General features: G+C 66.9%; 19 protein-coding genes and 1 tRNA gene. 15 read left to right on the top strand and 5 right to left on the bottom strand.

The window, feature by feature from the left end:
• Nucleotides 1-13 precede the first annotated feature (13 nt).
• Together metX and metW are read left to right on the top strand one after the other, a co-directional pair.
• Nucleotides 14-1,138 (top strand): homoserine O-acetyltransferase MetX, encoded by a 1,125-nt coding sequence (gene metX / locus B0I00_RS10210; RefSeq protein ID WP_100867310.1) that lies wholly within the window; start codon nucleotides 14-16, stop codon nucleotides 1,136-1,138.
• The gene (gene metW / locus B0I00_RS10205) at nucleotides 1,135-1,725 is read left to right on the top strand and encodes a methionine biosynthesis protein MetW (RefSeq protein ID WP_100867309.1); all 591 of its coding nucleotides are present in this window, start codon (nucleotides 1,135-1,137) and stop codon (nucleotides 1,723-1,725) included. The genes metX and metW overlap by 4 nt, the downstream gene beginning before the upstream one ends.
• On the opposite strand, the gene fdhD is transcribed toward metW, so the two are convergent.
• A complete protein-coding gene (gene fdhD, locus B0I00_RS10200; RefSeq protein ID WP_232730190.1) occupies nucleotides 1,717-2,430 on the bottom strand; it encodes a formate dehydrogenase accessory sulfurtransferase FdhD in 714 nt (237 codons plus the stop codon). The two genes, metW and fdhD, sit on opposite strands and share 9 nt — an antisense overlap.
• A 62-nt stretch (nucleotides 2,431-2,492) precedes the next feature.
• Nucleotides 2,493-2,870 carry a VOC family protein gene (locus B0I00_RS10195; RefSeq protein ID WP_100867307.1) on the bottom strand — a complete coding sequence of 126 codons (378 nt, stop codon included), beginning with the start codon at nucleotides 2,868-2,870 and terminating at the stop codon, nucleotides 2,493-2,495.
• Nucleotides 2,871-3,003: 133 nt separating this feature from the next.
• Here B0I00_RS10195 and B0I00_RS10190 point away from each other — a divergent pair, with 133 nt between their 5' ends.
• The 4 genes from B0I00_RS10190 to B0I00_RS10175 all read left to right on the top strand — a co-directional run bounded on the left by B0I00_RS10190 (nucleotide 3,004) and on the right by B0I00_RS10175 (nucleotide 6,281).
• Nucleotides 3,004-3,378: a hypothetical protein gene (locus B0I00_RS10190; RefSeq protein WP_100867306.1), complete on the top strand. Its 375-nt coding sequence runs from the start codon at nucleotides 3,004-3,006 to the stop codon at nucleotides 3,376-3,378.
• Between the two features lie 105 nt (nucleotides 3,379-3,483).
• On the top strand, nucleotides 3,484-4,014 hold the full coding sequence (locus B0I00_RS10185; RefSeq protein WP_100867305.1) for a hypothetical protein: 531 nt from the start codon (nucleotides 3,484-3,486) through the stop codon (nucleotides 4,012-4,014).
• Nucleotides 4,015-4,061: 47 nt separating this feature from the next.
• Nucleotides 4,062-5,528: a Ppx/GppA family phosphatase gene (locus B0I00_RS10180; protein ID WP_100867304.1), complete on the top strand. Its 1,467-nt coding sequence runs from the start codon at nucleotides 4,062-4,064 to the stop codon at nucleotides 5,526-5,528.
• Between the two features lie 81 nt (nucleotides 5,529-5,609).
• Nucleotides 5,610-6,281, top strand: coding sequence for a glutathione S-transferase family protein (locus tag B0I00_RS10175; protein ID WP_100867303.1), 672 nt, complete (start codon nucleotides 5,610-5,612; stop codon nucleotides 6,279-6,281).
• Nucleotides 6,282-6,293: 12 nt separating this feature from the next.
• Here the strand turns inward: B0I00_RS10175 and B0I00_RS10170 are convergent, their stop codons facing one another.
• Nucleotides 6,294-7,244, bottom strand: a complete 951-nt coding sequence (locus tag B0I00_RS10170) for a complex I NDUFA9 subunit family protein (protein WP_100867740.1) — start codon at nucleotides 7,242-7,244, stop codon at nucleotides 6,294-6,296.
• 220 nt (nucleotides 7,245-7,464) lie between these two features.
• Here B0I00_RS10170 and B0I00_RS10165 point away from each other — a divergent pair.
• From B0I00_RS10165 to B0I00_RS10155, 3 genes are all read left to right on the top strand, one after another.
• Nucleotides 7,465-7,551, top strand: a tRNA-Leu gene (locus tag B0I00_RS10165).
• 86 nt (nucleotides 7,552-7,637) lie between these two features.
• Nucleotides 7,638-8,216, top strand: coding sequence for an ANTAR domain-containing response regulator (locus B0I00_RS10160; RefSeq protein ID WP_100867739.1), 579 nt, complete (start codon nucleotides 7,638-7,640; stop codon nucleotides 8,214-8,216).
• On the top strand, nucleotides 8,216-9,430 hold the full coding sequence (locus B0I00_RS10155; RefSeq protein WP_100867738.1) for an ABC transporter substrate-binding protein: 1,215 nt from the start codon (nucleotides 8,216-8,218) through the stop codon (nucleotides 9,428-9,430). Before B0I00_RS10160 ends, B0I00_RS10155 begins: the two co-directional genes overlap by 1 nt.
• A 223-nt stretch (nucleotides 9,431-9,653) precedes the next feature.
• Here the strand turns inward: B0I00_RS10155 and B0I00_RS10150 are convergent, their stop codons facing one another.
• Nucleotides 9,654-11,345 carry a bifunctional protein-serine/threonine kinase/phosphatase gene (locus B0I00_RS10150; RefSeq protein WP_100867302.1) on the bottom strand — a complete coding sequence of 564 codons (1,692 nt, stop codon included), beginning with the start codon at nucleotides 11,343-11,345 and terminating at the stop codon, nucleotides 9,654-9,656.
• A 95-nt stretch (nucleotides 11,346-11,440) separates the two neighbouring features.
• Here B0I00_RS10150 and B0I00_RS10145 point away from each other — a divergent pair, with 95 nt between their 5' ends.
• Nucleotides 11,441-12,694: a nitrate/nitrite transporter gene (locus tag B0I00_RS10145; protein ID WP_198519209.1), complete on the top strand. Its 1,254-nt coding sequence runs from the start codon at nucleotides 11,441-11,443 to the stop codon at nucleotides 12,692-12,694.
• 62 nt (nucleotides 12,695-12,756) lie between these two features.
• Nucleotides 12,757-14,007, top strand: a complete 1,251-nt coding sequence (locus B0I00_RS10140; RefSeq protein WP_100867301.1) for an alginate export family protein — start codon at nucleotides 12,757-12,759, stop codon at nucleotides 14,005-14,007.
• Here the strand turns inward: B0I00_RS10140 and B0I00_RS10135 are convergent.
• Nucleotides 14,001-15,395, bottom strand: coding sequence for a glycosyltransferase 87 family protein (locus B0I00_RS10135; RefSeq protein ID WP_198519208.1), 1,395 nt, complete (start codon nucleotides 15,393-15,395; stop codon nucleotides 14,001-14,003). The two genes, B0I00_RS10140 and B0I00_RS10135, sit on opposite strands and share 7 nt — an antisense overlap.
• Nucleotides 15,396-15,621: 226 nt before the next feature.
• Between B0I00_RS10135 and nirB the strand changes: the two genes are divergently transcribed.
• Genes nirB through cobA form a run of 4 tightly spaced genes read left to right on the top strand, consistent with a single transcriptional unit; the run spans nucleotide 15,622 to nucleotide 21,869 of the window.
• On the top strand, nucleotides 15,622-18,138 hold the full coding sequence (nirB, locus tag B0I00_RS10130; RefSeq protein WP_100867299.1) for a nitrite reductase large subunit NirB: 2,517 nt from the start codon (nucleotides 15,622-15,624) through the stop codon (nucleotides 18,136-18,138).
• The gene (gene nirD / locus B0I00_RS10125) at nucleotides 18,138-18,479 is read left to right on the top strand and encodes a nitrite reductase small subunit NirD (protein ID WP_100867298.1); all 342 of its coding nucleotides are present in this window, start codon (nucleotides 18,138-18,140) and stop codon (nucleotides 18,477-18,479) included. Before nirB ends, nirD begins: the two co-directional genes overlap by 1 nt.
• 4 nt (nucleotides 18,480-18,483) lie before the next feature.
• On the top strand, nucleotides 18,484-21,090 hold the full coding sequence (locus B0I00_RS10120; protein WP_100867736.1) for a nitrate reductase: 2,607 nt from the start codon (nucleotides 18,484-18,486) through the stop codon (nucleotides 21,088-21,090).
• Nucleotides 21,087-21,869, top strand: coding sequence for a uroporphyrinogen-III C-methyltransferase (cobA, locus tag B0I00_RS10115; RefSeq protein WP_100867297.1), 783 nt, complete (start codon nucleotides 21,087-21,089; stop codon nucleotides 21,867-21,869). Before B0I00_RS10120 ends, cobA begins: the two co-directional genes overlap by 4 nt.
• The last annotated feature ends 32 nt before the right edge of the window (nucleotides 21,870-21,901 follow it).

Raw genomic sequence — 21,901 nt, 5'->3', positions numbered from 1 at the left:
AATCGCCCAAACCATGGCTACCGCCCCGCACAACCCCACCAGTTCCGTGCTGGATCTGACCGCGCCGCTGCCGCTCGATGGCGGTCAGGTGCTGACCGGCGTGCGCGTGGCCTACGAAACCTACGGTGCGCTGAACGCGGACAAGTCGAACGCGCTGATGATCTTCCACGCGCTGACCGGCGATCAGTGCGTTGCCAGCCCGCATCCGGTCACCGGCAAGCCCGGCTGGTGGCTGCGCATGGTGGGGCCGGGCAAGCCGATCGATACCGACCGCTTCTTCGTGATCTGCGCGAACGTGCTCGGCGGCTGCTATGGCACGACCGGGCCGGCCAGCCTGGCCGACGACGGCGAGCCCTATGCGATGCGGTTTCCGGTTATCACCATCCGCGACATGGTCCGCGCCCAGGTGGCGGTGCTCGACGCGCTGGGGATCGAACAGCTTCACGCCGTGGTCGGCGGGTCGATGGGCGGGATGCAGGCGTTGAGCTTTGCCGCCAACTGGCCCCTGCGGACCCGTGCGGCGCTGATCGTTGCGAGCACCGCGCGCCATTCGGCCCAGAACATCGCCTTCCACGAAGTCGGTCGCCAGGCGATCATGGCCGATCCCAAGTGGAAGGGCGGCGACTACTATGGCGCGGGCAAGGGGCCGGACTCGGGCCTGGCCGTCGCGCGCATGGCGGCCCACATCACCTATCTTTCCGAAGAAGGCATGCACGACAAGTTCGGCCGCAAGCTGCAGGATCGCCCCGACGGAACCAAGGGGGCGAAGACCTTCGGCTTCGACGCCGACTTCCAGGTTGAAAGCTACCTGCGCCACCAGGGGTTGAGCTTCACCGACCGGTTCGATGCCAACAGCTATCTCTACATCACGCGGGCGATGGATTATTTCGACCTTGCCGAAGAGCATGGCGGGCGACTGGCCGATGCCTTTGCCCGGACCCAGGCGCGCTTCGCGGTGGTCAGCTTCGATACCGACTGGCTCTACCCTACGGCCGAAAGCCGGACCATCGCCCACGCGCTCAACGCGGCCGGCGCGCCGGTCAGCTTCGTCGAACTGTCCGCCCCCTTCGGGCATGACAGCTTCCTGCTTGACGTGCCCGCGCTCGACCGGGTGATTGCCGGGTTCCTTGGCCAATGACCGCGCTGCGCCCCGATCTTGCGATCATCGCCGCCAACGTCGCGCCAGGCAGCCGCGTGCTCGACATCGGCTGCGGCGACGGCGCGCTGATGGCTGCGCTGCGCGACACGCGCCAGTGCGACGCGCGCGGGATGGAGCTCGATCCGCACAACGTCGCCGAATGCGTTGCGCGGGGGCTGTCAGTGATCCAGGGCGATGCCGACGCCGACCTGCGCGACTATCCCGACGCCTCGTTCGACTACGCGATCCTGTCGCAGACGCTGCAGACCACCAAACGGCCCGACCGCGTGCTCGACGAACTGCTGCGCGTCGGGCGCCGCGGCTTCGTCAGCTTTCCCAACTTCGCGCACTGGAAGGTGCGGGCAAGCTTGCTGTGGAACGGACGGATGCCGGTGACGCGATTGCTGCCAATCGCCTGGTACGAAACGCCCAACATCCACCACGTCACCGTGCGCGACTTCCGCGAACTGGTGGCGGCCAAGGGGCTCAAGGTCGAAGGTGCCTGGTTCCTGTCGGGCGATGCGCGGATCGGTGATGCGGCCGCCACATGGCGCGCCGAACACGCGGTGTTCCTGCTGTCACGCTGACGCGTCGTTGACCAGCAGCACGCTGTCGTCCCGCGCCAGCACCCAGAGCGACAGTCCTGCTGCCTTGGCGCGCTCCACCGCGAGCGAGGTGGGAAGGGACACCGTGACCAGCGTGGTGGCCCCGCCGCGCACGGCCTTTTCGACGATTTCGTAGCTGCATCGCGCGGTCGACAGGACGAACCCCTCCGCCAGCGAACAGTGCGCCCGTGCCGCCGCGCCGACCAGCTTGTCGAGCGCGTTGTGCCGGCCGACATCCTCGCGCACCAGGGCGATCGCCCCGTCGCTGCCGACCGCCGCCGCGGCGTGGGCGGCGCCGGTCCGGCGGCCCAGGTCCTGGTACTCGCCCAGCGCCGACAGGGCGCGGAAGATCGCTTCGCCGGCGACACCGCGATGCCTGGCGACGGGGGGAAGCGCGCGCGCCACCGCTTCGAGGTTTTCGATGCCGCACAGGCCGCAGCTCGATTCGGCTACGCGGGTGCGGACGCGCTCGGTCAGTTGCTCGACGCCGAGCCCGCTCAGCGCGGCGCGCACGATCCAGCCCTGGTCGGTTTCGGCCACGGCCAGATCGGCCAGGTCGGAGGCTGCGGCCGCCAGGCCTTCGCACAGCGCGAAGCCGGTGGCGAAATCGGCAAGATCGGCCGGCGTCGCCATCATCACGGCATAGGCCAGGCCATTGAATTCCAGCGCCACCGGCGCCTCTGGCACCCAGCAGCGCTTGATCGCGCGCCGGGTGCCGTCAGGCCGCAGTTCGGTGGCGGCTGAAGCGCCTACATCCGCTTGAGGGCGCAGAGCTTGTTCCCGTCCGGATCGCGCAGGTAGGCAAGGTAGAGGTCGCCCATCCCGCCCGAGCGCACGCCCGGCGGATCCTCGATCGCGGTGCCGCCATTGGCGACGCCGGCCGCGTGCCAGGCGTCGGCCTGTTCCGGGTTCTCCATCGCGAAGCCGATGGTGCAGCCGTTGCCGGCGGTCGCCGGCTTGCCGTCGATCGGGGGCGTGACCAGGAAGATGCCGCCATTGTGCATGTAGATCAGGCGACCCTTGTCGTCCTTGATCCCCGGGTTGCCGCCCAGCGCGGCAAAAGTGGCGTCATAGAACTTCTTGGACCGGTCGATGTCGTTGCTGCCGACCATGTTGTGACTGTACACGGCGTTCTCCTCTCCTCTGTTCGGTTGCGATTTGCCACGATTGCGCGCGCGAGCAGGCGCGTCAATGGCGCGCGGGGACCGGCTGGCAAAAAGTTGGCTGCGGTTCAGCTTGGCGGCGTTAGGACCAGCGGCTATGCCCCTGTCCTTCCTGATCCCTGTTGCCGCCCTGGCCGCCCAACCGGCGGTTACCGGCCCGCTGCCCGCCCTTACGCTCGAGCAGGAGACGGCGGTGCGCTGCGCCTCGGCCTTCGCCATCGTTGCGGCCGAGCAGGCGAAGGGCGGCCCATCGGTCGCCAACTGGCCCGGCCTTGGCGCGCGGGGCCGCGAATTCTTCGTCCGCACCGGCGCCCGCCTGATGGATGACACCGGCGCGTCCCGCCCGGCCGTCAGCGCTCTCTTCGCACGCTCGGCCGACGATCTGCGCGCCGGCGGCCAGCTTGCTGCGCGGCTCGAAGGTCTGCGTCAGCCCTGCCTCGCCCTGCTCGACCTGACCGTTCCAGCCGGCTGAATCGTTCCTCCGACGGGGCGGCCGCCTGCGACCATTCAGGCAAGGGCAAGCCCTTCGAGCTATCTTCATCGCGCCCGAATCACCGGGCCGATGGAGTGTGCCGACATGCCGCAGCCCCGCGCCACGACGAAGCTGGTATCCCTGTCCGCGTTGGCCGCAGCCCTGCTTGCGCCGCTTCCCGCAGCCGCGCGCGACACGTCCGAGCGCGATCGGGCCATCGGCGACATCCAGGACAAATTGGGCGATCCGCGCACCCAGGAAGCCATCGGCGACGCCATGGCCGGGATGATGGCTGCCATGCTCGACATGAAGGCCGCGCCGTTCCTCAAGGCGATGGACCGGGTCGGCCAGACTACCGGCGAACACCCGCGCCACCGTGACATTCCCGACGATGCGACGCTGGGCGACCTTGCCGGACCCGGCGCGCGCGCCATGCCGGACGAGGTCGCGCGAAAGGCTCCGGCCATGATCGGCGCGGCCGGCGCCATGGTCGGTGCGATGGGCGAAATGCTTCCGCAGCTCGAGGAGGCGGGAAAGCGCATGGGCGACCAGATGCGCGAATCGATCGACAAGGCGGCCCGCACCCGCCGTGCCGACAACGACGACCGTTTGCCTGACCCTCGCGACGGGGATTGAACACGCCCCACTGGTAAGCCGCGTCCGCAACCGCTAGGCCCTGGAGGGTGAGCGACGCACGGCGGCAGGCCATCATAGATATCGGATCCAACACGATCCGCCTGGTCGTCTTCGGCGGTGCCGCGCGCGCGCCTGCCGTGCTGTTCAACGAAAAGCTGATGGCCGGCCTTGGCAGAGGGCTGGTCCCCGGCGCCAACCTCGATCCGGACGCACGCGCAACGGCGCTGAAGGCTCTGGCACGGTTTGCCGCGCTGGTCCGCCTGATGGGCCCCGACACGCTCCGCGTCGTGGCCACCGCCGCCGTGCGCACGGCCGGTGACGGCGATGCATTTCTCGATGACGTGCGCGCGCTGGGTTTGCCGGCGGAACTGCTCAGCGGCGATGACGAGGCGGTTGCCGCCGGCTACGGCGTGGTCTCCGCCGTGCCCGACGCGCGCGGCCTGGTGGCCGACATGGGCGGCGGCAGCCTCGAACTGGTACGCGTCGCCGATGGCCTGGTACACGAACGCCTGTCGCTGCCTTTCGGCGTGATCCCCGTCGGAACGATCCGCGCCGGCGGTACGGGCCTGCTCAAGAAGGAACTGCGCAAGGCGCTCAAGCCGCACCGCTGGCTGGACCAGGTTGCCGGCCAGACGCTTTATGTCGTCGGCGGCGGATGGCGCACCCTGGCGCGCGTGCACATGGATCATACCGGCTGGCCGCTGCCGGTGCTGGGCACCTACCGCTTCCCGGCCGCAGACAGCCGGATGCTCAAGGCCCTGGTGCGCGAGGTCGGCCCGGACAGGCTGGTCGAGGTTCGCGGAGTCAGCGCCGCGCGCGCCGTTCAGCTCGACGATGCCGCCGCGATGCTCGTTGCTCTGGTGCGCGAGGTTCAGCCCGAGGCGATCGAGGTGTCGAGCTTTGGCCTGCGCGAAGGGCTGCTCTACCAGCAGCTCGATCCCGAAACCCGCGCGCAGGACCCCCTGATCGCGGCAGTCCATCACACGGTCGACGGGCAGTTGCCGGTGCCGGGTTACCCGGACGCCTTCCTTGCCTGGAGCGACGGCGCCTTTCCCGACGAGCCGCAGCCGCTGCGCCGCCTGCGCCACGCCGCCAGCCTGATGGCCGGGACCGGCTGGGCCTCGAACCCCGACTTCCGCGTGCTCGCTGGCGAGGAGATGGCCCTCCACGGCAGCTGGGTCGGGGTCGATGCGGCCGAGCGGGCGATGATCGCCATGGCGCTCCACGCCGGGCTTGGCGGCGATCCCGCCGAAGCGCCGCCGATCCTGGCCGCGCTTGCCGATGCCGACGCGCTCGACCGCGCGCTGGCCTGGGGGCTCGCCATGCGGCTGGCGCAGAAGCTGGGCGGCGGCTCGCCCCAGGCCCTGGCCGAAGTGCCGCTTGAGATCTCCGCGGACGGCGACCTGGTCCTGCGTGTGCCGCGCCAGGACGTTGCACTGGTCGACAGCGCCAGCGAGCGCCGGCTGACCCGGCTCGGCCTGGTGCTGAAGCGCCAGACCCGGATCGAGTGCTGAGACGTTTTCCACCTGAAAAGTCCGCCCCCCGACCCCGTAGAGGGTGGACGCCCGAATCGCGCGCAGGCATGACCGCTGGCCATGTGGCAGCTTTACCAATTTCCCCTGTGCCCGTTCAGCCGCAAGGTCCGCCTGCTCCTCAGCGAGAAGGGCGTGGGCTATGAACTGTGGCGCGAGAACCCGTGGGAAGGGCGCGACGATTTCTTCGCACTCAATCCGGCCGGGCGTACCCCGGTGTTGCACGATCCGGCCAAGAACCTGACCCTGATCGATAGCCGTGCGATCTGCGAATACTTCGAGGAAACGGTCGACAAGAACCCGATGATCGTCGGCACCGCCGCTGGCCGCGCCGAAGTACGCCGCCTGGTCGCCCTGTTCGACGAGAACTTCTATGGCGACGTCACGGCGCCGCTGCTGCACGAACGGATGAAGAAGCGGCTGGTGTTCCGCCAGTCACCCGACAGCCGCGTGCTGCGCGAGGCGATGAAGCTGGCTCACGAGCATCTCTATTACATCGATCACCTGGTCGACCACCGCCCGTGGCTGGCCGGCGCAACCATGAGCCTCGCCGATCTGGCAGCTGCCGCGCAGATATCGGTCGCGGATTATCTGGGCGGGCTCGACTGGACCGGGCACGACCAGGCGCGCGACTGGTACGCCGTGTTCAAGAGCCGGCCCAGCTTCCGCCCCCTGCTGGCCGAACGCATGGAAGTGATCCAGCCGCCCAGCCATTACGCCGACGTGAACGCGTAAGGCGCCCTCGTATCAGGCGGTCAGCCGATCGGCAAAGCGGCCGTGCTTGCGGAATCGCACCAGCCAGCGATCGAGGAACAGCTCCAGTGGCCGCGGCGCGATGCCAAGCGCCGCGATGCCGGGCAAAGCACCGGAGGCGACGTTGCCGGCCTTGAGCAGCTTCCACTGCTCGCCGGTGATCGGTGCGCCGGGCAGCCAGCCGGTGGCTGCGGCGATCAGGCCCGACAACGCATCGGGCAGGGCGACGAGCTGCGGCGATCGACCCGCCGCGCGGGCAATGCGCTGGTTGAGCGCGAGCATGGTGACGATTTCCGGCCCGGCCAGTTCGAAGGTCTTGCCGCCATGCGCCATCGGATGGGTCAGTGCGGCGGCGATCGCCAGGGCGCAGTCGTCGACGAACAGCGGTTGGAGCTTGGCCTCGGGAGCGAAGACCGGCAGCACCGGCAGTAGCGAGACCAGCCCGGCAAAGCGGTTGATGAAGCTGTCGTCGGGGCCGAACAGGATCGAGGGGCGCAGCACCGTCGCGGTGGGGAACGCCGCGAGCACCGATGCCTCGCCGGCAGCCTTGGCCCGGGCATAGCCGGTCTCGCCTTCCGCGTCGGCGCCAATCGCCGAAACGTGGACGAAGGCGGCGGCGCCGGCGGCCTTGGCCGCAGCTGCCAGCGCGCCAGCGCCGCGGCCCATCACTGCGTCCGCATCGCTGCCGAACGTGCCCGCCAGGTTCACCACCGCGTCGGCGCCGGCCACGGCACGGGCCAGGCTTTCGGGACGGGTCAGGTCGGCGCGGGCAAACTGCACCTGGCCCAGGTTGCCGAGCGGCTTGATCGCGAAGGCCCGTTCGACATGGCGACTGGCGACCCGAAGCCGCGCCCCGCGGTTCAGCAGTTCCTGCGCCACGTGCCGACCAAGAAAGCCCGTGCCGCCGACCAGCACAACCAGTTTTCCGCCAAGATCCTGCGCCATGATCACCCTGTCCGAAACGCCAAAGAAGGGGCTGCGCCTTGGCACAGATTCCGTCCGCCCCGCAACGGCGATTGTCATTGGAACCCAGCTGCAGATCCCGGCCACAAGCCGGTCGAGAAAAAAGCCGCCCGAAGTACCGGCACCGGTTGACAACCCCCGCCACCCCCCGCTAGTGGCGCGCTCCTACCCGGCAGCAGGCACCTTGGCCCGCTGCTCCCGTGCCCAGATGGCGGAATTGGTAGACGCACCGTCTTCAGGTGGCGGCGCTGGTAACGGCGTGGAGGTTCGAGTCCTCTTCTGGGCACCATTTCGCAAAGATTGCCAGAATTTGGCGCAGCGGTGCTATCCGCATGCGGCATTGAAACCGTCGATGGTGCAGTGCACAAGGGCGGCATGCGGATTGCGATCGTCGATGAAAGCGCCACGCGCGCGGCGGTTATCCGCGAGGGGCTGGCCGCCTTCGAGGATTGCGAGATCTTCGTGCTGACCGAGCGCAAGGGGCTGGTCGCGCGGATCGGCGAGGTGGCTCCCGATATCGTCCTGATCGATCTGGGCAATCCCTCGCGCGACGTGCTCGAGGAATATTTCGCGGTCAGTCGCGTGCTTGATCGGCCGATCGCCATGTTCGTCGACCAGAGCGACGAGGAGGCGATTGCCGCGTCGATCGATGCGGGGGTGTCGTCCTATGTCGTCGACGGGCTTGCACCGCACCGGATCCGCCCGATTCTCGACCTCGCGGTGCGGCGGTTCAACGCCTTTGCCAGGCTCCAGGCCGACCTCAGCGAGGCGAAGGGCAAGCTGGCCGAGCGCGAGACGATCGACAAGGCCAAGCGGATCCTGATGGACAGCCGCCGGTTGAGCGAGCCGCAGGCCTATGCCGAATTGCGCAAGACGGCGATGGACCAGGGACGGCGGATCGCGGAAATTGCCGAGGCGGTGGTCACCGCGCACCGGCTGATGGGAGGGGCATGATGGCCGCACGGTTCACGATCGGCTTTCTGCCCCTGGTCGACGCCTGCCTGCCGATCCTGGCACGCGAACACGGCTTTGCCGAGGCCGAGGGCGTGTCGCTCGATCTGGTCAGGGACGTCAGCTGGGCGACGGTGCTCGACCGCCTGCTTTATGGGCAGACCCACGCCGCGCACATGGTCGCGCCGCTCGCGATCGCGACCGCCCTGGGTCGTGGGCGACCCGCCGTGCCGCTGGCCGTGCCTTTTGTGCTTGGCCTCAACGGCAATGCCGTGACGCTTCGACCCGATCTGGCCGCACTTGTGGCGCCGGAGACGGGCCTTGGCGATCCGCGCAAGGTCGGGACTGCGCTCAGGGCGGTTGCAGCGCAGCGCAAGGCCGAAGGCCGGCCGCTGCGCTTCGGCGTCGTTCACCGTTATTCCAGCCACAGCTATATGTTGCGGTACTGGCTGGCGGAATGCGGCATCCATCCCGACCGCGATGTCGAGGTGGCGACCGTGCCTCCGCCGTTTTGCGCCGACGCCCTGGAAGCGGGCGAGGTCGACGGCATTTGCGTGGGCGAGCCGTGGAACTCGGTCGCGGTCGAGCGCGGCGTGGGGCGCATCGTGCTAGCTACCGCGCAGATTTGGCGGCGGGGGGTCGAAAAGGTCCTCGCCTTCCGCGAACCCTTGATTGAAGAACGCGGCGCGGAGGTGGATGCCTTGCTTCGCGCGCTCGTGGCGGCGGCACGGCATTTCGTCGATCCGGCGAATTGGGCGGCCAACGCGGCCATCCTGGCGCGCACCGAATACCTTGATGGCTCGCCAGCGATCATCCAGCGCGCCATCAGCGACCGCCTGCTCGTCGCAAAGGGAACCGAAACGGTTCATTTCCCAGATTTCATGTTCCAATATAGGGAGGCGGCCAATTTTCCGTGGGTCAGCCAGGCGCTCTGGCTCTACACGCAGATGATTCGATGGGAGGGCAGGGAAATCCACCCGGACGAGGCGGAGCGTGCGGCCCGCGTATTTCGTCCGGACGTCTATCGCCGGGCCCTCAAGGGCCTGGACGAGCCGCTCCCGGGGGCGTCATCGAAGGTCGAAGGCAGTCTGGCCGGACTGACGCCGGTCGGCACGCAGCAGGGTCGCATGGTTCTGGAAAGCAATATGTTTTTCGATGGCCGAGCCTTCGATCCGGCCGATCTTGCGGGCTATTTGGAAGGGCTGCCGCGACCCTAATTCATGCTGCATTGCAAAAACAGCTTTACCGCACGGATCCGAATCGCATAGTCTTCGCGCTGTCGGCATTCCTCGGTCCAAGGCTGGATCGAAGCACGGAATCCGGCAGAAATTGAACATTGCGTGGCAACGGCGCCGCCCGAATCGATCCGACTGGATCTGTTCGAGGCGGCTTTTTTGCGTGCGCGAAGACGGGGTCTTCGAAGCCATGGCGATCGGCCGATCAGTGCAGCAGGAGCGAGGCCAACAGGCCCGCGGCCAGCAGCGCGCTGACGCCTTGCCAGAAGCGCAACGGATCGCGTTCGATCAGCGGCAGTCGCCGCCGCGCACCGGTGTCGAGGGCACCGCCGCCTTCCAAGGCGCGGAGCAGTTCGATTGCATCGCCGAAACGCGCGTCGCGGTCGGGCTGGATGGCCGTGAGGATCGCGTCGTCGAGCCAGCTGGGGATATCTGGCCGATGGCGCGAGGGGGGCACCGGGCGGCCGAACCGCGGGCGCTGGAACGCCTCCTGTTCGCCGAAGGGCCATTTGCCGGTAAGCCAGCGGTAGAGCGTCACGCCCAGCGCGAACTGGTCGGTCAACGCATCGCCCGCGTTCCCCTCGAACTGCTCGGGCGCCATGAAGCCGGGCGTTCCGGGAATCTCGTCGACGCGGAAATCCTCGACCCGCGGCAGACGCGCTACGCCCAGGTCGATGAGCTTGAGCCCGCCCTCGGCGGTCAGGATCACGTTGTCGGGCTTGATGTCGCGATGGACCACGTCGAGCCGGTGCAGCGCCGCAACGCCGCGGGTCAGCTTGATCGCGGCCTCGACCGCGTCCTTCAACGGCGGCAGGCCGCGCGCCAGCCGCGCGTCCATCGTCTGACCCTCGACGAAGGGCTGAACGCCATAGAGCGCCGTCTGTCGGTCGGGCCTTACGGCATGCGCGGCCAGCACGAAGGGGCTGGTCACGCGCTGGGCCAGCAGCATCTCGCGCGCGAAAGCCAAGCGCAGCGCCCGCTCGGACAGGACCTCGCGGCGGGGAAACTTGATCACCACGCGGCTGCCGTCCTCGGTGTCGGTGGCGGTCAGCAGCACGGCGTGGCGCCCCTCGGAAAGCACCGCCTCGGCGCGGAAGCCGTCGATCGATTCGCCCACCTTCGGCGAATCGACGAAGGGCAGGGCGCTGACGCCGGCCAGGATCCCGTCGTGATCGGGCGCGGGCAGGCGCACCACGTCGACGACCACAGCGGTCGCGTTGTCGCTGCCGCCGTTGGCGATGGCTGCTTCGGCAAGCCGCTGGGCCGTCGCCTCGGCGCTGGCGTTTTCGGCGAGGATCGCTGCGATGCGCGCGGCGCCGAGCACGCCGTGAACCCCGTCGCTGGTCAGCAGCAGCCGATCGTGTTCGGCCAGTTCGATGGCGGCGTGGTCGAGCCGCAGTTCGCTTTCGATGCCCAGCGCGCGGATCAGCACATGGCGCAGGTCCGGCTCGGGACGAACGTGATCGGCGGTGAGGCACGACAGGCGCCCGCCGGAGAAACGCCAGGCGCGGCTGTCGCCGACATGGACCAGGTGAGCGCGCCGTCCGCGCAGGGCAAGCGCCGTGAAGGTCGTTGCGCTGCCCAGCATCGCATCGCCTTGGCCCTGAGCGTGGAGCCAGCGATTGTAGGCGACCAGCGGCACCTGCATCGCGCGGGCGGGCCCGATCGTATCGGGCATCGCGTAGAACCCGTCGATCAGCGCCCGCACCGCCAGTTCCGCTGCCGTGCGCCCGGCCTTGCCGCCCGATACCCCGTCGGCCACCGCCGCGAGAATCCCGTGGCGCGCGCGTTCGGACGCGCTGCCAAGGTGCACGCCGCCGAAATCCTGGTTGTCGGTGCGCGGCCCGACAAGGCTGGCAAAGCCTGCTGCGACCACGAGTTCGCCCTGGCTGCGCATTCCGTTTCGCCACCCCCTTCGCGTACAGGCACCACGCCCGCCCGCGTGAGGATCGTTCCCAATCCCTTTCCGTCAAGCCTGAGGAGGGCCTAACAATGGCAACGCTAGCCATGAATATCGACGCATCGAAAATACCCACCGGCAAGCCGTTCTGGCAATCGGGTCACGTTCCGACGCTGATCGCGGCGTTCCTGTATTTCGACATCGCCTTCATGTGCTGGGTGATGCTGGGCCCGCTCGCGCCGATCATTTCCAAGGACCTCGGCCTCGATCCCGCGCAGAAGGGCTTCATGGTCGCCGTGCCGACGCTGGCAGGTGCGGTCATCCGCCTGATCAACGGCCTGATGGTCGACCGGATCGGCCCCAAGCTGACCGGCACGATCAACCAGATCATCGTCATCGCCGGCCTGGCCGTGGCCTGGTGGTTCGGCGTGTCGAGCTATGAAGGCACGCTTGCCGTAGGGGTTATCCTGGGCTTTGCCGGGGCAAGCTTCGCGGTGTCTTTGCCGCTGGCCAGCCGGTGGTACCCGCCCGAGCACCAGGGCAAGGCGATGGGCATTGCCGGTATGGGCAATTCGGGCACGGTTCTCGCCTCGCTGTTTGCGGCTCTGCTCGCCAATGCCTATGGCTGGAACAACGTGTTTGGCCTCGCACTGATCCCGCTTATCGCGGTCTTCGCCTATTACCTGTTCGCCGCCAAGGACAGCCCCGATCAGCCCGCGCCCAAGCCGATGAGCGCCTATGCCTCGGTGCTCAAAGAAGCGGATGCCTGGTGGTTCATGCTGTTCTACTTCGTCACCTTCGGTGGCTTTGTCGGCCTGTCGAGCAGCTTGCCGACCTTCTACACCGACACTTTCCAGGTGACCCCGGTGATTGCCGGCTACTGCACGGCGGCGGCAGTTTTCATGGGATCCCTGCTGCGCCCGGTCGGCGGCGCACTCGCCGATCGCTTCGGCGGGATCAAGACACTCACCGCGGTCTATGTGATTGCGGCGGCCCTGCTGGCAGCGGTCGCCTTGGTCGCGACCTCGGCGATCGGTGTCGCGGTGGCGCTGTTCATCGCCACGCTCGGCACGCTCGGCGTTGGCAACGGCGCGGTGTTCCAGCTCGTCCCGCAGCGCTTCCGCAAGGAGATCGGCGTGATGACCGGCCTCGTCGGTTTCGGCGGCGGGGTCGGAGGGTTCTATCTCGCCTCCTCGCTCGGGGCGATCAAGAAGGCGACGGGAAGCGCGTCGATCGGGTTTCTGATCTTTGCCGTCCTGGCCCTGGTCGCGCTGCTTGGCCTGACCATGGTCAAGGCCCGCTGGCGGACCACCTGGGGCGCTGCCCTGCAAGGTGCCCGCATCTGATACCATGACAACAAGGGCGGAGCCGCGAGGCTTCGCCCGCAATCCCTCAGGGGGGACCTTTCATGAAACTGCACCTTACGACCACGGCCGCGCTCTGCGCGCTGGCCGCCAGCACTCCCGCGTTCGCCGCCCCAGGCGATCCAGTCAAGCTGAGCGATAGCGTTACAATCGATCCGATCGTCGAAGGCCGGCTTCGTTACGAGAATGTCGATACGCCGTCGCTCGACGCCGATGCATTGACCATGCGCCTGCGCGCCGGGTTTGAGCTAAAGCACGCGAGCGGTCTGTCGGTCCTGGCCGAAGCCGAGGGGTCGCTGGCGCTGATCGACGATTACAATGCCTTTCCCTTTACCATCGCCAACAGCCAGCGCCGCCCGGGCTTCGCCGTGGTCGGCGATCCGATGACCGTCGAACTGAACCGCCTGCAACTGCAGTACAAGGGCAAGGCCGGCACTCTCACCGCTGGGCGCCAGCGCATCAACCTCGACGACCAGCGCTGGGTCGGGGCGGTCGGCTGGCGGCAGAACGAACAGACGTTCGACGCCGTGCGCGCCGAGGCGAAGCTCGGCCCGGTCAGCATCGATGCGACCTATGCCAATAGCCAGCGCACGATCTGGGGGATCGAGGCCGGTCCGCGCCGCGCGTTCGACGGGGACTTCGGCTTTCTCGGCGCGGGTGCCAGGGTCGGCCCGGCCCAGGTCAAGGCCTTCGCCTATCTGCTCGACTACGATGCGGCAGAACAGGTGGGCACGCTGGCCGCGCCCAACGCCGATACCCAGACCTACGGCGCGCGGGCAACGGCCGCGTTCAAGCTGTCGAAAACGGCGTCGCTGGCCCTTGCCGCAAGCTATGCCCGCCAGTTCGACTGGCAGGACAATCCGGCCGACTACGGCGCCGACTACGTTGCGGGCGAGGCCGCCCTGGCCGTGGGACCCGTCACGCTTACGGGCGGCTACGAGAAGCTCGGCAGCGACAACGGCCGTGCGGTGCAGAGCCCGATGGCGACGCTGCACAAGTTCAACGGCTGGGCCGACCTGTTCCTGACCACGCCGGCGGCCGGTCTCGAGGACTTCTACGCCGGTGCCGCAATGAAGTTCCCCAAGTTCAAGGCCCTGCCGGGGCTCAATGCCGCAGTGACCTGGCACCGCTTCGAAAGCGACGCGGGTTCGCTGCATTACGGCGAGGAATGGGACGCCAGCCTTGGTTTCAAGCTGGGCCGGGCGAACCTGCTGGCCAAATTCGCCGATTACAATGCCGCGAACCTCGGCGCCGACACCCGCAAGCTCTGGCTACAGGTCGAGTTTGCCTATTGAGAGATCGCTGTCCCGACAATCGATCGATCGGTTCGCGGGGTTCGCAGGTGGTGCATAAGCACCCATATGGTTGCGATTGAGATCACTATTGGATTGCATATCACTTGCCACGACCACGCGTCGGCAGAGTTATCGTTCCCGAAAAAATAGTTCTTCGGTGAAAGTGCAAATAACGACGAAAAAACGATGATCCAGTCAACGTGGTTTTCTGGACCACCCTCTCGGGAGAGGAAAAGTAAGGGTATGAAGAATGGCAATAAATGGTAGTCGTTCAGTGCGGGGGTGGCGATGAAAGTCAAACCTATTGCAATGAACGCCGCATGCGAGCTTGGCATTTTATTCTTGAAGCAGGCGTGCATCGCAAGAATGCCAATCAAGGCTCCAAGCGCAAAGCAGGCGCGTTCGACAAGTGGATTGTAGCCGGAGTGGATCATGAAGACAGATGTAAGCGACGAAACATATCCTAGGTTTATTGGCAACGCGACGTAACGCCGATGATAGTCTGCCAATCCCATCAGCCAGGTTTCGAAGCTGTAATGGGGGAACAGCGCATGTGAAATCGTCATCGACAGGATGAAGAGCAGCAAGCATGTCGCGAAGAAGATGACCAAGTCTCTGATCTTGGTTGGTGAAAGCAGTGTAATCAGAAGGACCGGTATCGATAGAAGATTGGGCCTTATGCAGACAGCAAAGGACAATGCGGCTGCTGCTGGCCAAGTCAGGCGACGCGCGTCGAATAGATGGCGCGCTCCAGCGATCAGCGCGATCGCACAGACCAAGGCTATCAGGTGCCCACGATCGATCGCAAACATCAAGGGGTAGCTGGCAATCGCTCCCAAAAGCCAATACATGCGTTCTTTGTCGTTGGTGACATAACTTTGGAACGTGGCGACGAGCGATAATAAAGCAACTGCGGTGCAGACCGAGAAGACAATAAATGGATCAACAAGACCCATAAGTTTTCGCACAATAATGGCCATTGCGGTTGCAACGGGGAGCATGTGGTCAGGATTGACTATCGTTCCCAAATTATGCTGACTTTTGTGCATGTAAACAGCGAGTTGCTCGGCTTGCTGTCCGGTTACAAACGTAGCGTGTATGTCTGTTGATCCGTAACTGAAGGCAAGCTTGAAGAAATCAGCAAATCTGTCGATGGGATCAAACAGCATGAAGTTGTATGGCCAGCCGTATCCCAGCGCGGCCATAATAGCATTGTAGCAAAGGTTGGCCGCAGTGCTTCCCAGCAGGACAAGCCCGACAAGGCGGGCAAACTTGATCCCAGTGTATTTGCTCTGCGTCATGACAGTGGCGCCAACGTCATCGCCCCGCAATACAGGGCACTTGCCTTCCGGGATTTTTGTAACACGACACACCGCCTGAACAAGCACTTTGCAGTCGTGGCCATGCTGCATTGCAAAATGATCGTTGCGTGGCCCGCGCGAATCGCGTAATTAGCATTCAACGCGGACAGGATGCCGCCCAGGGCCGGGCGACAACGAATACCTTCCGCGCGTCAGTTCTAAACAACGCGTGGCAACGAAGCCGCCCGTGCCGATCCTTTTCCGGGTCGTGCTTGGGCGGCTGTTTCGTTTGCGCGTCGGAGATGGAGTTCCGATGGTGAATGCCCCGGTGAGTTTCAGCGACAAGACCGCCGCCAGCGCCCTGCGCGAACGGCTGGTCGTGATCGGCAACGGCATGGCCGGCTGCCGCGCGGTGGAAGAGGTTCTGCTGCGTGACCCCGCCCGCTACGATGTGACGATCTTCGGTGCCGAGCCGCGGGTCAATTACAACCGCATCATGCTCAGCCCGGTGCTGGCCGGCGAAAAGGCTTTCGACGACATTGTGATCAACGATGCCGCCTGGTACGCGGATAACGGCATCACCCTGATTTCGGGCGATCCGGTCGTGACGATTGATCGCGCAACCCAAACGGTGATCGCCAGGTCGGGCCGCGTCGAACCCTATGACAAGCTGCTGATCGCGACTGGCAGCGACCCCTTCATCATCCCTGTTCCGGGGCACGACCTTGGCGGCGTCGTCACCTTCCGCGACCTCGACGACGTCGACCGGATGCTGGCTGCTGCGGACAAGGGCGGCAGCGCGGTGGTGATCGGCGGCGGCCTGCTTGGCCTCGAAGCGGCGCACGGTCTGTCGCTGCGCGGCATGCAGGTCACGGTCGTCCACCTGATGCCGACGCTGATGGAGCGCCAGCTCGACGAAGCGGCGGGCTATCTGCTCAAGACCGAACTCGAACGGCGCGGCCAGACAATCGTCACCGGCGGCGACACGGCGGAGATCGTCGGCGCCGACGGGCACGTCAGCGCGGTCCGCCTGAAGGACGGGCGCGAGTTCGCCGCCGATATCGTGGTGATGGCCGTGGGTATCCGCCCCGCTACCGGGTTGGCCAAGGCAGCCGGCCTCGATGTCGAACGCGGCATCATGGTCGACGATCACATGGTCACCAGCGATCCCAACGTGCTGGCGGTGGGTGAATGCGTGCAGCATCGCGGCGCCTGCTACGGCTTGGTCGCACCGCTGTGGGACATGTGCCGCGCGTTGGCCGACGCCATAACCTGGGACGGGGCCACCGGCAGCCCTTCGGGTTATGAAGGGTCGGTCACGTCGACCAAGCTCAAGGTTTCGGGCATCGACCTGTTCTCCGCCGGCGATTTCAGCGGCGGCGACGGCGCCGAAGACATCGTGATGCGTGACGCCGCACGCGGAGTCTACAAACGGGTTGTGGTCAAGGAATCCAGGCTCGTCGGCGCCGTGCTCTATGGCGATACGGCCGATGGCAACTGGTATTTCGACCTGCTCAGGAAGGGCGAGGATATCACCGATATCCGCGAAGCCCTGATCTTCGGCCAGGCCTTCGCCCAGGGGGGCGCCTCGCTGGACCCTAACGCTGCCGTTGCCGCCCTCTCGGAGGATGCCGAGATCTGCGGCTGCAACGGCGTTTCCAAGGGCAAGGTCGTGGCCTGCATCGCGGGCGGGGCGAACAGCCTCGACGCGGTGCGATCAGGCTGCAAGGCCTCGGCCAGCTGCGGGTCATGCACCGGCCTCGTCGAAAGCCTGCTGGCGCTGACGCTGGGCGAGGGCGCGGTCGAAAGCGGTCCCAAGACCATGTGCAAGTGCACCAGCTTCACCCATTCCGACGTGCGCCGCGCGATCGTCGACAAGGGGCTGCGCTCGATCCCTCAGGTGATGCAGGAACTGCACTGGACCACCCCCGACGGCTGCGCGAGCTGCCGTCCGGCGCTCAATTACTATCTGCTTTGCGCCTTGCCGGGCGAATACGAAGACGACCAGAAGAGCCGCTTCGTCAACGAGAGGATGCACGCCAACATCCAGAAGGACGGCACCTATTCGGTCGTCCCGCGGATGTGGGGCGGATTGACCAACCCGCGCGAACTGCGCGCGATCGCCGACGTTGTCGAGAAGTACGACGCCCCCATGGTCAAGGTGACCGGCGGGCAGCGGCTCGACATCTTCGGCATCAGGAAGGAGGATCTGCCCGCGGTCTGGGCCGACCTCAACGCCGCCGGGATGGTTTCGGGTCACGCCTATGGCAAGAGCCTGCGAACGGTGAAGACGTGCGTCGGGTCCGAATGGTGCCGCTTCGGCACACAGGATTCGACCGGACTGGGCGTCAAGATCGAGCAGATGACCTGGGGATCGTGGATGCCCCACAAGTTCAAGATCGCGGTCAGCGGTTGCCCGCGCAACTGCGCCGAAGCGACGATCAAGGACTTCGGCGTGGTCTGCGTCGATTCCGGCTACGAGCTGCACGTCGGCGGCAACGGCGGAATCAAGGTCCGCGCGACCGACCTGCTCTGCAAGGTCGAGACCGAGGGCGAGGCGATGGATATCTGCGCCGCCTTCATCCAGTTCTACCGCGAAGACGCCTGGTATCTCGAACGCACCGCGCCATGGATCGAGCGCGTCGGGCTCGACTATGTGAAGGCCGCGCTGTTCGGTGATCCGCAAGCCGTTTCGCGGCTTGCTACCCGCTTCCGCTATTCCCAGCGCTTCATGCAGGACGATCCCTGGGCCCGGCGCGCCGCCGGCGAACATGCCGAGCTGCACCAGCACTTGGCCGAAGTGCGCCCCTTCCAGATGGAGACCGTGTGATGATCGGCGATTGGCTGGATATCGGGTCGGTCACGCAGATCGAGCCGGGCAACGCACGCACCCTTCCCGTGCGCGGCGGCGAGGAGATCGCCGTGTTCCACACCCTCGACAACCAGTTCTACGCGCTGGTCAACAAGTGCCCGCACAAGTCCGGGCCGCTTAGCCAAGGCATCGTCCACGGCAACGTGGTGACCTGCCCGCTGCACAACTGGAACATATCGCTCAAGACTGGCGAGGCGCTGGGTGACGACAAGGGCTGCGTGCCGACCATCCCCCTGCGGGTCGATGCGGGCCGTATCTACCTGCTGCGCGACGCGGTGATCGGAAAGGCCACGGCCTGAGGTGATGCAGCAGGTTCGCACCACCTGCGCCTATTGCGGAGTCGGCTGCGGCGTCGTGGCGACGGCGGGGGCGGGCCGGTCAGTCACCATCGCAGGCGACGGGGACCATCCGGCGAACAGGGGCAGGCTGTGTTCCAAGGGAACGCACCTTGGCGAAACGGTCGGCCTCGAGGGGCGGTTGCTTCACCCCGAAGTGGCCGGCAAGCGCACCACCTGGGACAAGGCGATCCGCCATGTCGCGCGCGGCTTTGCCCGGGCCATCGCCGATCACGGGCCGGACAGCGTAGCCTTCTATGTTTCCGGCCAGTTGCTGACCGAAGACTACTATGTCGCCAACAAGCTGATGAAGGGCTTCATCGGCAGCGCCAACATCGACACCAACAGCCGTCTGTGCATGTCGAGCGCGGTGGCCGCGCACAACCGCGCCTTCGGCGAAGACGTGGTGCCCTGCACCTACGAGGATCTCGACGAGGCCGACCTGATCGTGCTTGTCGGATCGAACACCGCCTGGTGCCATCCGGTGGTCTACCAGCGGATCGTCGCGGCCCGCGCTACGCGCGGCACCAAGGTGGTGGTGATCGACCCGCGCCGCACCGAAACCTGCGCGGATGCCGATCTGCATCTGGCGCTGCGACCCGGAAGCGACGTCGCGCTGATGAACGGCCTCCTCGCCCATTGCCGCAAGGCCGGCCTGGTCGACGAGGTCTGGTGCGATGCACACCTGTCGGTGCCCGGAGATTTCTGGGCAGGGCTCGAGGGGGCGACGCTGCCTGAAACCGCGCGGCAGTGCGATCTGGCCGAAGCGGACCTAGCGCAGTTCTACGCGCTGTTCGCCGCCAGCCCCCGGTCGGTCACGCTGTTCAGTCAGGGGATCAACCAGTCGGTCCGGGGGACCGACCAGGGCAACGCGATCATCAACCTGCACCTGGCGACCGGACGGATCGGCAAGCCGGGCACGGGGCCATTCTCGATCACCGGTCAGCCCAACGCCATGGGCGGGCGCGAGGTCGGCGGCCTGGCCACGACCCTTGCCGCGCACCGCGATTTTGCGGAAGTAAATCGCACCGAAGTGCAGCGTTTCTGGGCATCGCCCCGGATTGCCGGCGGACCGGGCCTCAAGGCGGTCGACCTGTTCCGCCAGATGCGCGAGGGCAGGATCAAGGCGCTGTGGATCATGGCGACCAATCCTGCCGTGTCGATGCCCGATGCTGCCCTGGTACGCGAGGCGCTGGCGCGTTGTCCGCTGGTCGTGGTGTCGGATTGCATCGCCGAAACCGACACCTCGCGCCAAGCCCAGGTCAAGCTCCCGGCGCTGGCCTGGGGGGAAAAGGACGGCACGGTCACCAATTCGGACCGCACGATCAGCCGCCAACGCGGCTTCCTGGCTGCTCCCGGGGAGGCCAGGCCCGACTGGTGGATCGTGGGCGAGGTCGCCAAGGCGATGGGCTGGGCCGAACACTTCACCTATGACAGCGCCGCAGCGATCTTCCGCGAACACGCGCGGTTGTCGACCTATCGCAACGCGGGCAAGCGGCTGTTCGACATCGGCCACCTCGCCGCGATCAGCAATGCCGACTATGATGCGCTGGAGCCGCAGAGGTGGGGTGGACGGCCCTTTGCCGACGGCCGTTTCCCGGCCCCCGATGGCAAGGCCCGGCTGATCCCGGTCGAGCAGCGCGTGCTCGATTACGCCCCGCTCGAGCGCTGGCCGCTCACGCTCAACACCGGGCGCTACCGCGACCAGTGGCACACGATGACCCGCACAGGTCTTTCGCCTCGCCTGTCGCAGCACCGCCGCGAACCGCAGGTCGACATGCACCCCGCCGACGCGGCCGCGCTCGACCTTGCCGATGGCGTGCTGGCCCGCGTTGCCACGCCGCAGGGTGAAAGCGTGTTTCGCGTCGCGCTGAATGACGGGCAGCGCCGCGGCGAGATCTTCACGCCGATCCACTGGACCGACCGCCAGTCGAGCGGGGGGCGAACCGGGCTTCTGCCGTGCGGCATGGTCGATCCCCATTCCGGCCAGCCCGCCTTCAAGCAGACCCCGGCGCGGATCGAGGCGCTGCCGATCGACTGGCATGGCTTTGCCGTGCTGCGCAAGACGCCGGCGCGGATCCCCGCGGGCTATGTCACCCGGGTCCGCGTGGCGGGCGGCTGGTTGATCGAACTGGCGGGAGTTCGCGATCCCGGGCCGCTGGCGGAGACCCTGCTGCCGGCCGGCGACCGGCTGGACAATATCGACGCGGCGCGGGGGGTGCGGCGGCTGGTGCTGGTCGAAGGTGCCGCGCTGGTTGGCGCGGTCTATCTTACCCGCAGCGGGCCGCTTCCCGACCGTGACTGGATCGTATCCCAGCTGCTCGACTGCCAGGCGAGCCCGGTCGAGCTGCTGGCCGGCCGTCCGGCCAAGCCGCTGCCCGATCGCGGCGCGCAGGTCTGCGTCTGCTTCGATGTGGGCGAAAAGCAGATCACGGCGGCGGCCCTCGCCGGGGCTTCGACGCTCGAGGCGGTCGGCGCGGCAACCTGCGCCGGCACCAATTGCGGATCGTGCCGCCCGGCGATCGCCCGATTGCTCGAAGCGGCACTGACCCAGCAAGCGGAGGCAGCGGAATGACGGACTTTCCCGACGGCATGGTCTGGCTGGTGGGCGCAGGGCCGGGCGATCCCGAACTGCTCAGCCGCAAGGCCGAGCGCCTGATCGGCAGCGCGACCGTGGTGTTCTACGATGCCCTGGTCGGCCCCGATATCGTCGCGGCGATCCCGGCAGGCGTACGGCGGGTGCCGGTGGGCAAGCGTTCGGGCCGCCATTCGAAGAGCCAGGAAACGATCGATCGGCTACTCGTTGTTGCAGCCATGGCCGGCGAACGGGTCGTCAGGCTCAAGGGTGGGGACCCGGCCATTTTCGGCCGCGCGACGGAAGAACTGGATGCCTGCCGGGCCGCCGGCGTGCCGGTATCGATCTGCCCGGGCATCACGGCGGCCAGTGCGGCTGCGGCCAGCCTCGGCCGGTCGCTGACGCTGCGCGGGCTGGCGCGCAGGCTGACCTTCGTTACCGCCCACGCCCGCGCGGGCGAGATGCTGGCGCTCGACTGGGCGGCGCTGGCCGATCCGGCGGCGACGCTGGCGATCTACATGGGCAAGGCCGCCGCGGGCGAAATCGCACAGGGCCTCCTCGGAGCAGGGCTGGCGCCCGAAACGTCGGTGGCACTTGTCGAGAACGCCAGCCTGCCGAACGAACGGCGCATCGTCACCCGGCTTGATCTGCTACCCTTGGCGGCCCGGGCGGGGCTGGGTGACGGCCCGGCGCTGTTGCTGATCGGGCAGGCGGTGGATGGCGACGCGGGTGCGCTGCGGACAAGTGCCGCGACCGAAGCCGCGCTCCCTCGACTTTAAGGCGCAAATCGCCGATGCCCTGCACCGCAGCC

This window comes from Novosphingobium kunmingense (assembly GCF_002813245.1).
GTDB classification, from domain to species: Bacteria; Pseudomonadota; Alphaproteobacteria; order Sphingomonadales; family Sphingomonadaceae; genus Novosphingobium; species Novosphingobium kunmingense.
The sequence above is the reverse complement of the archived record's forward strand: the minus strand, read 5'-3'. Positions and strand labels throughout refer to the sequence as shown.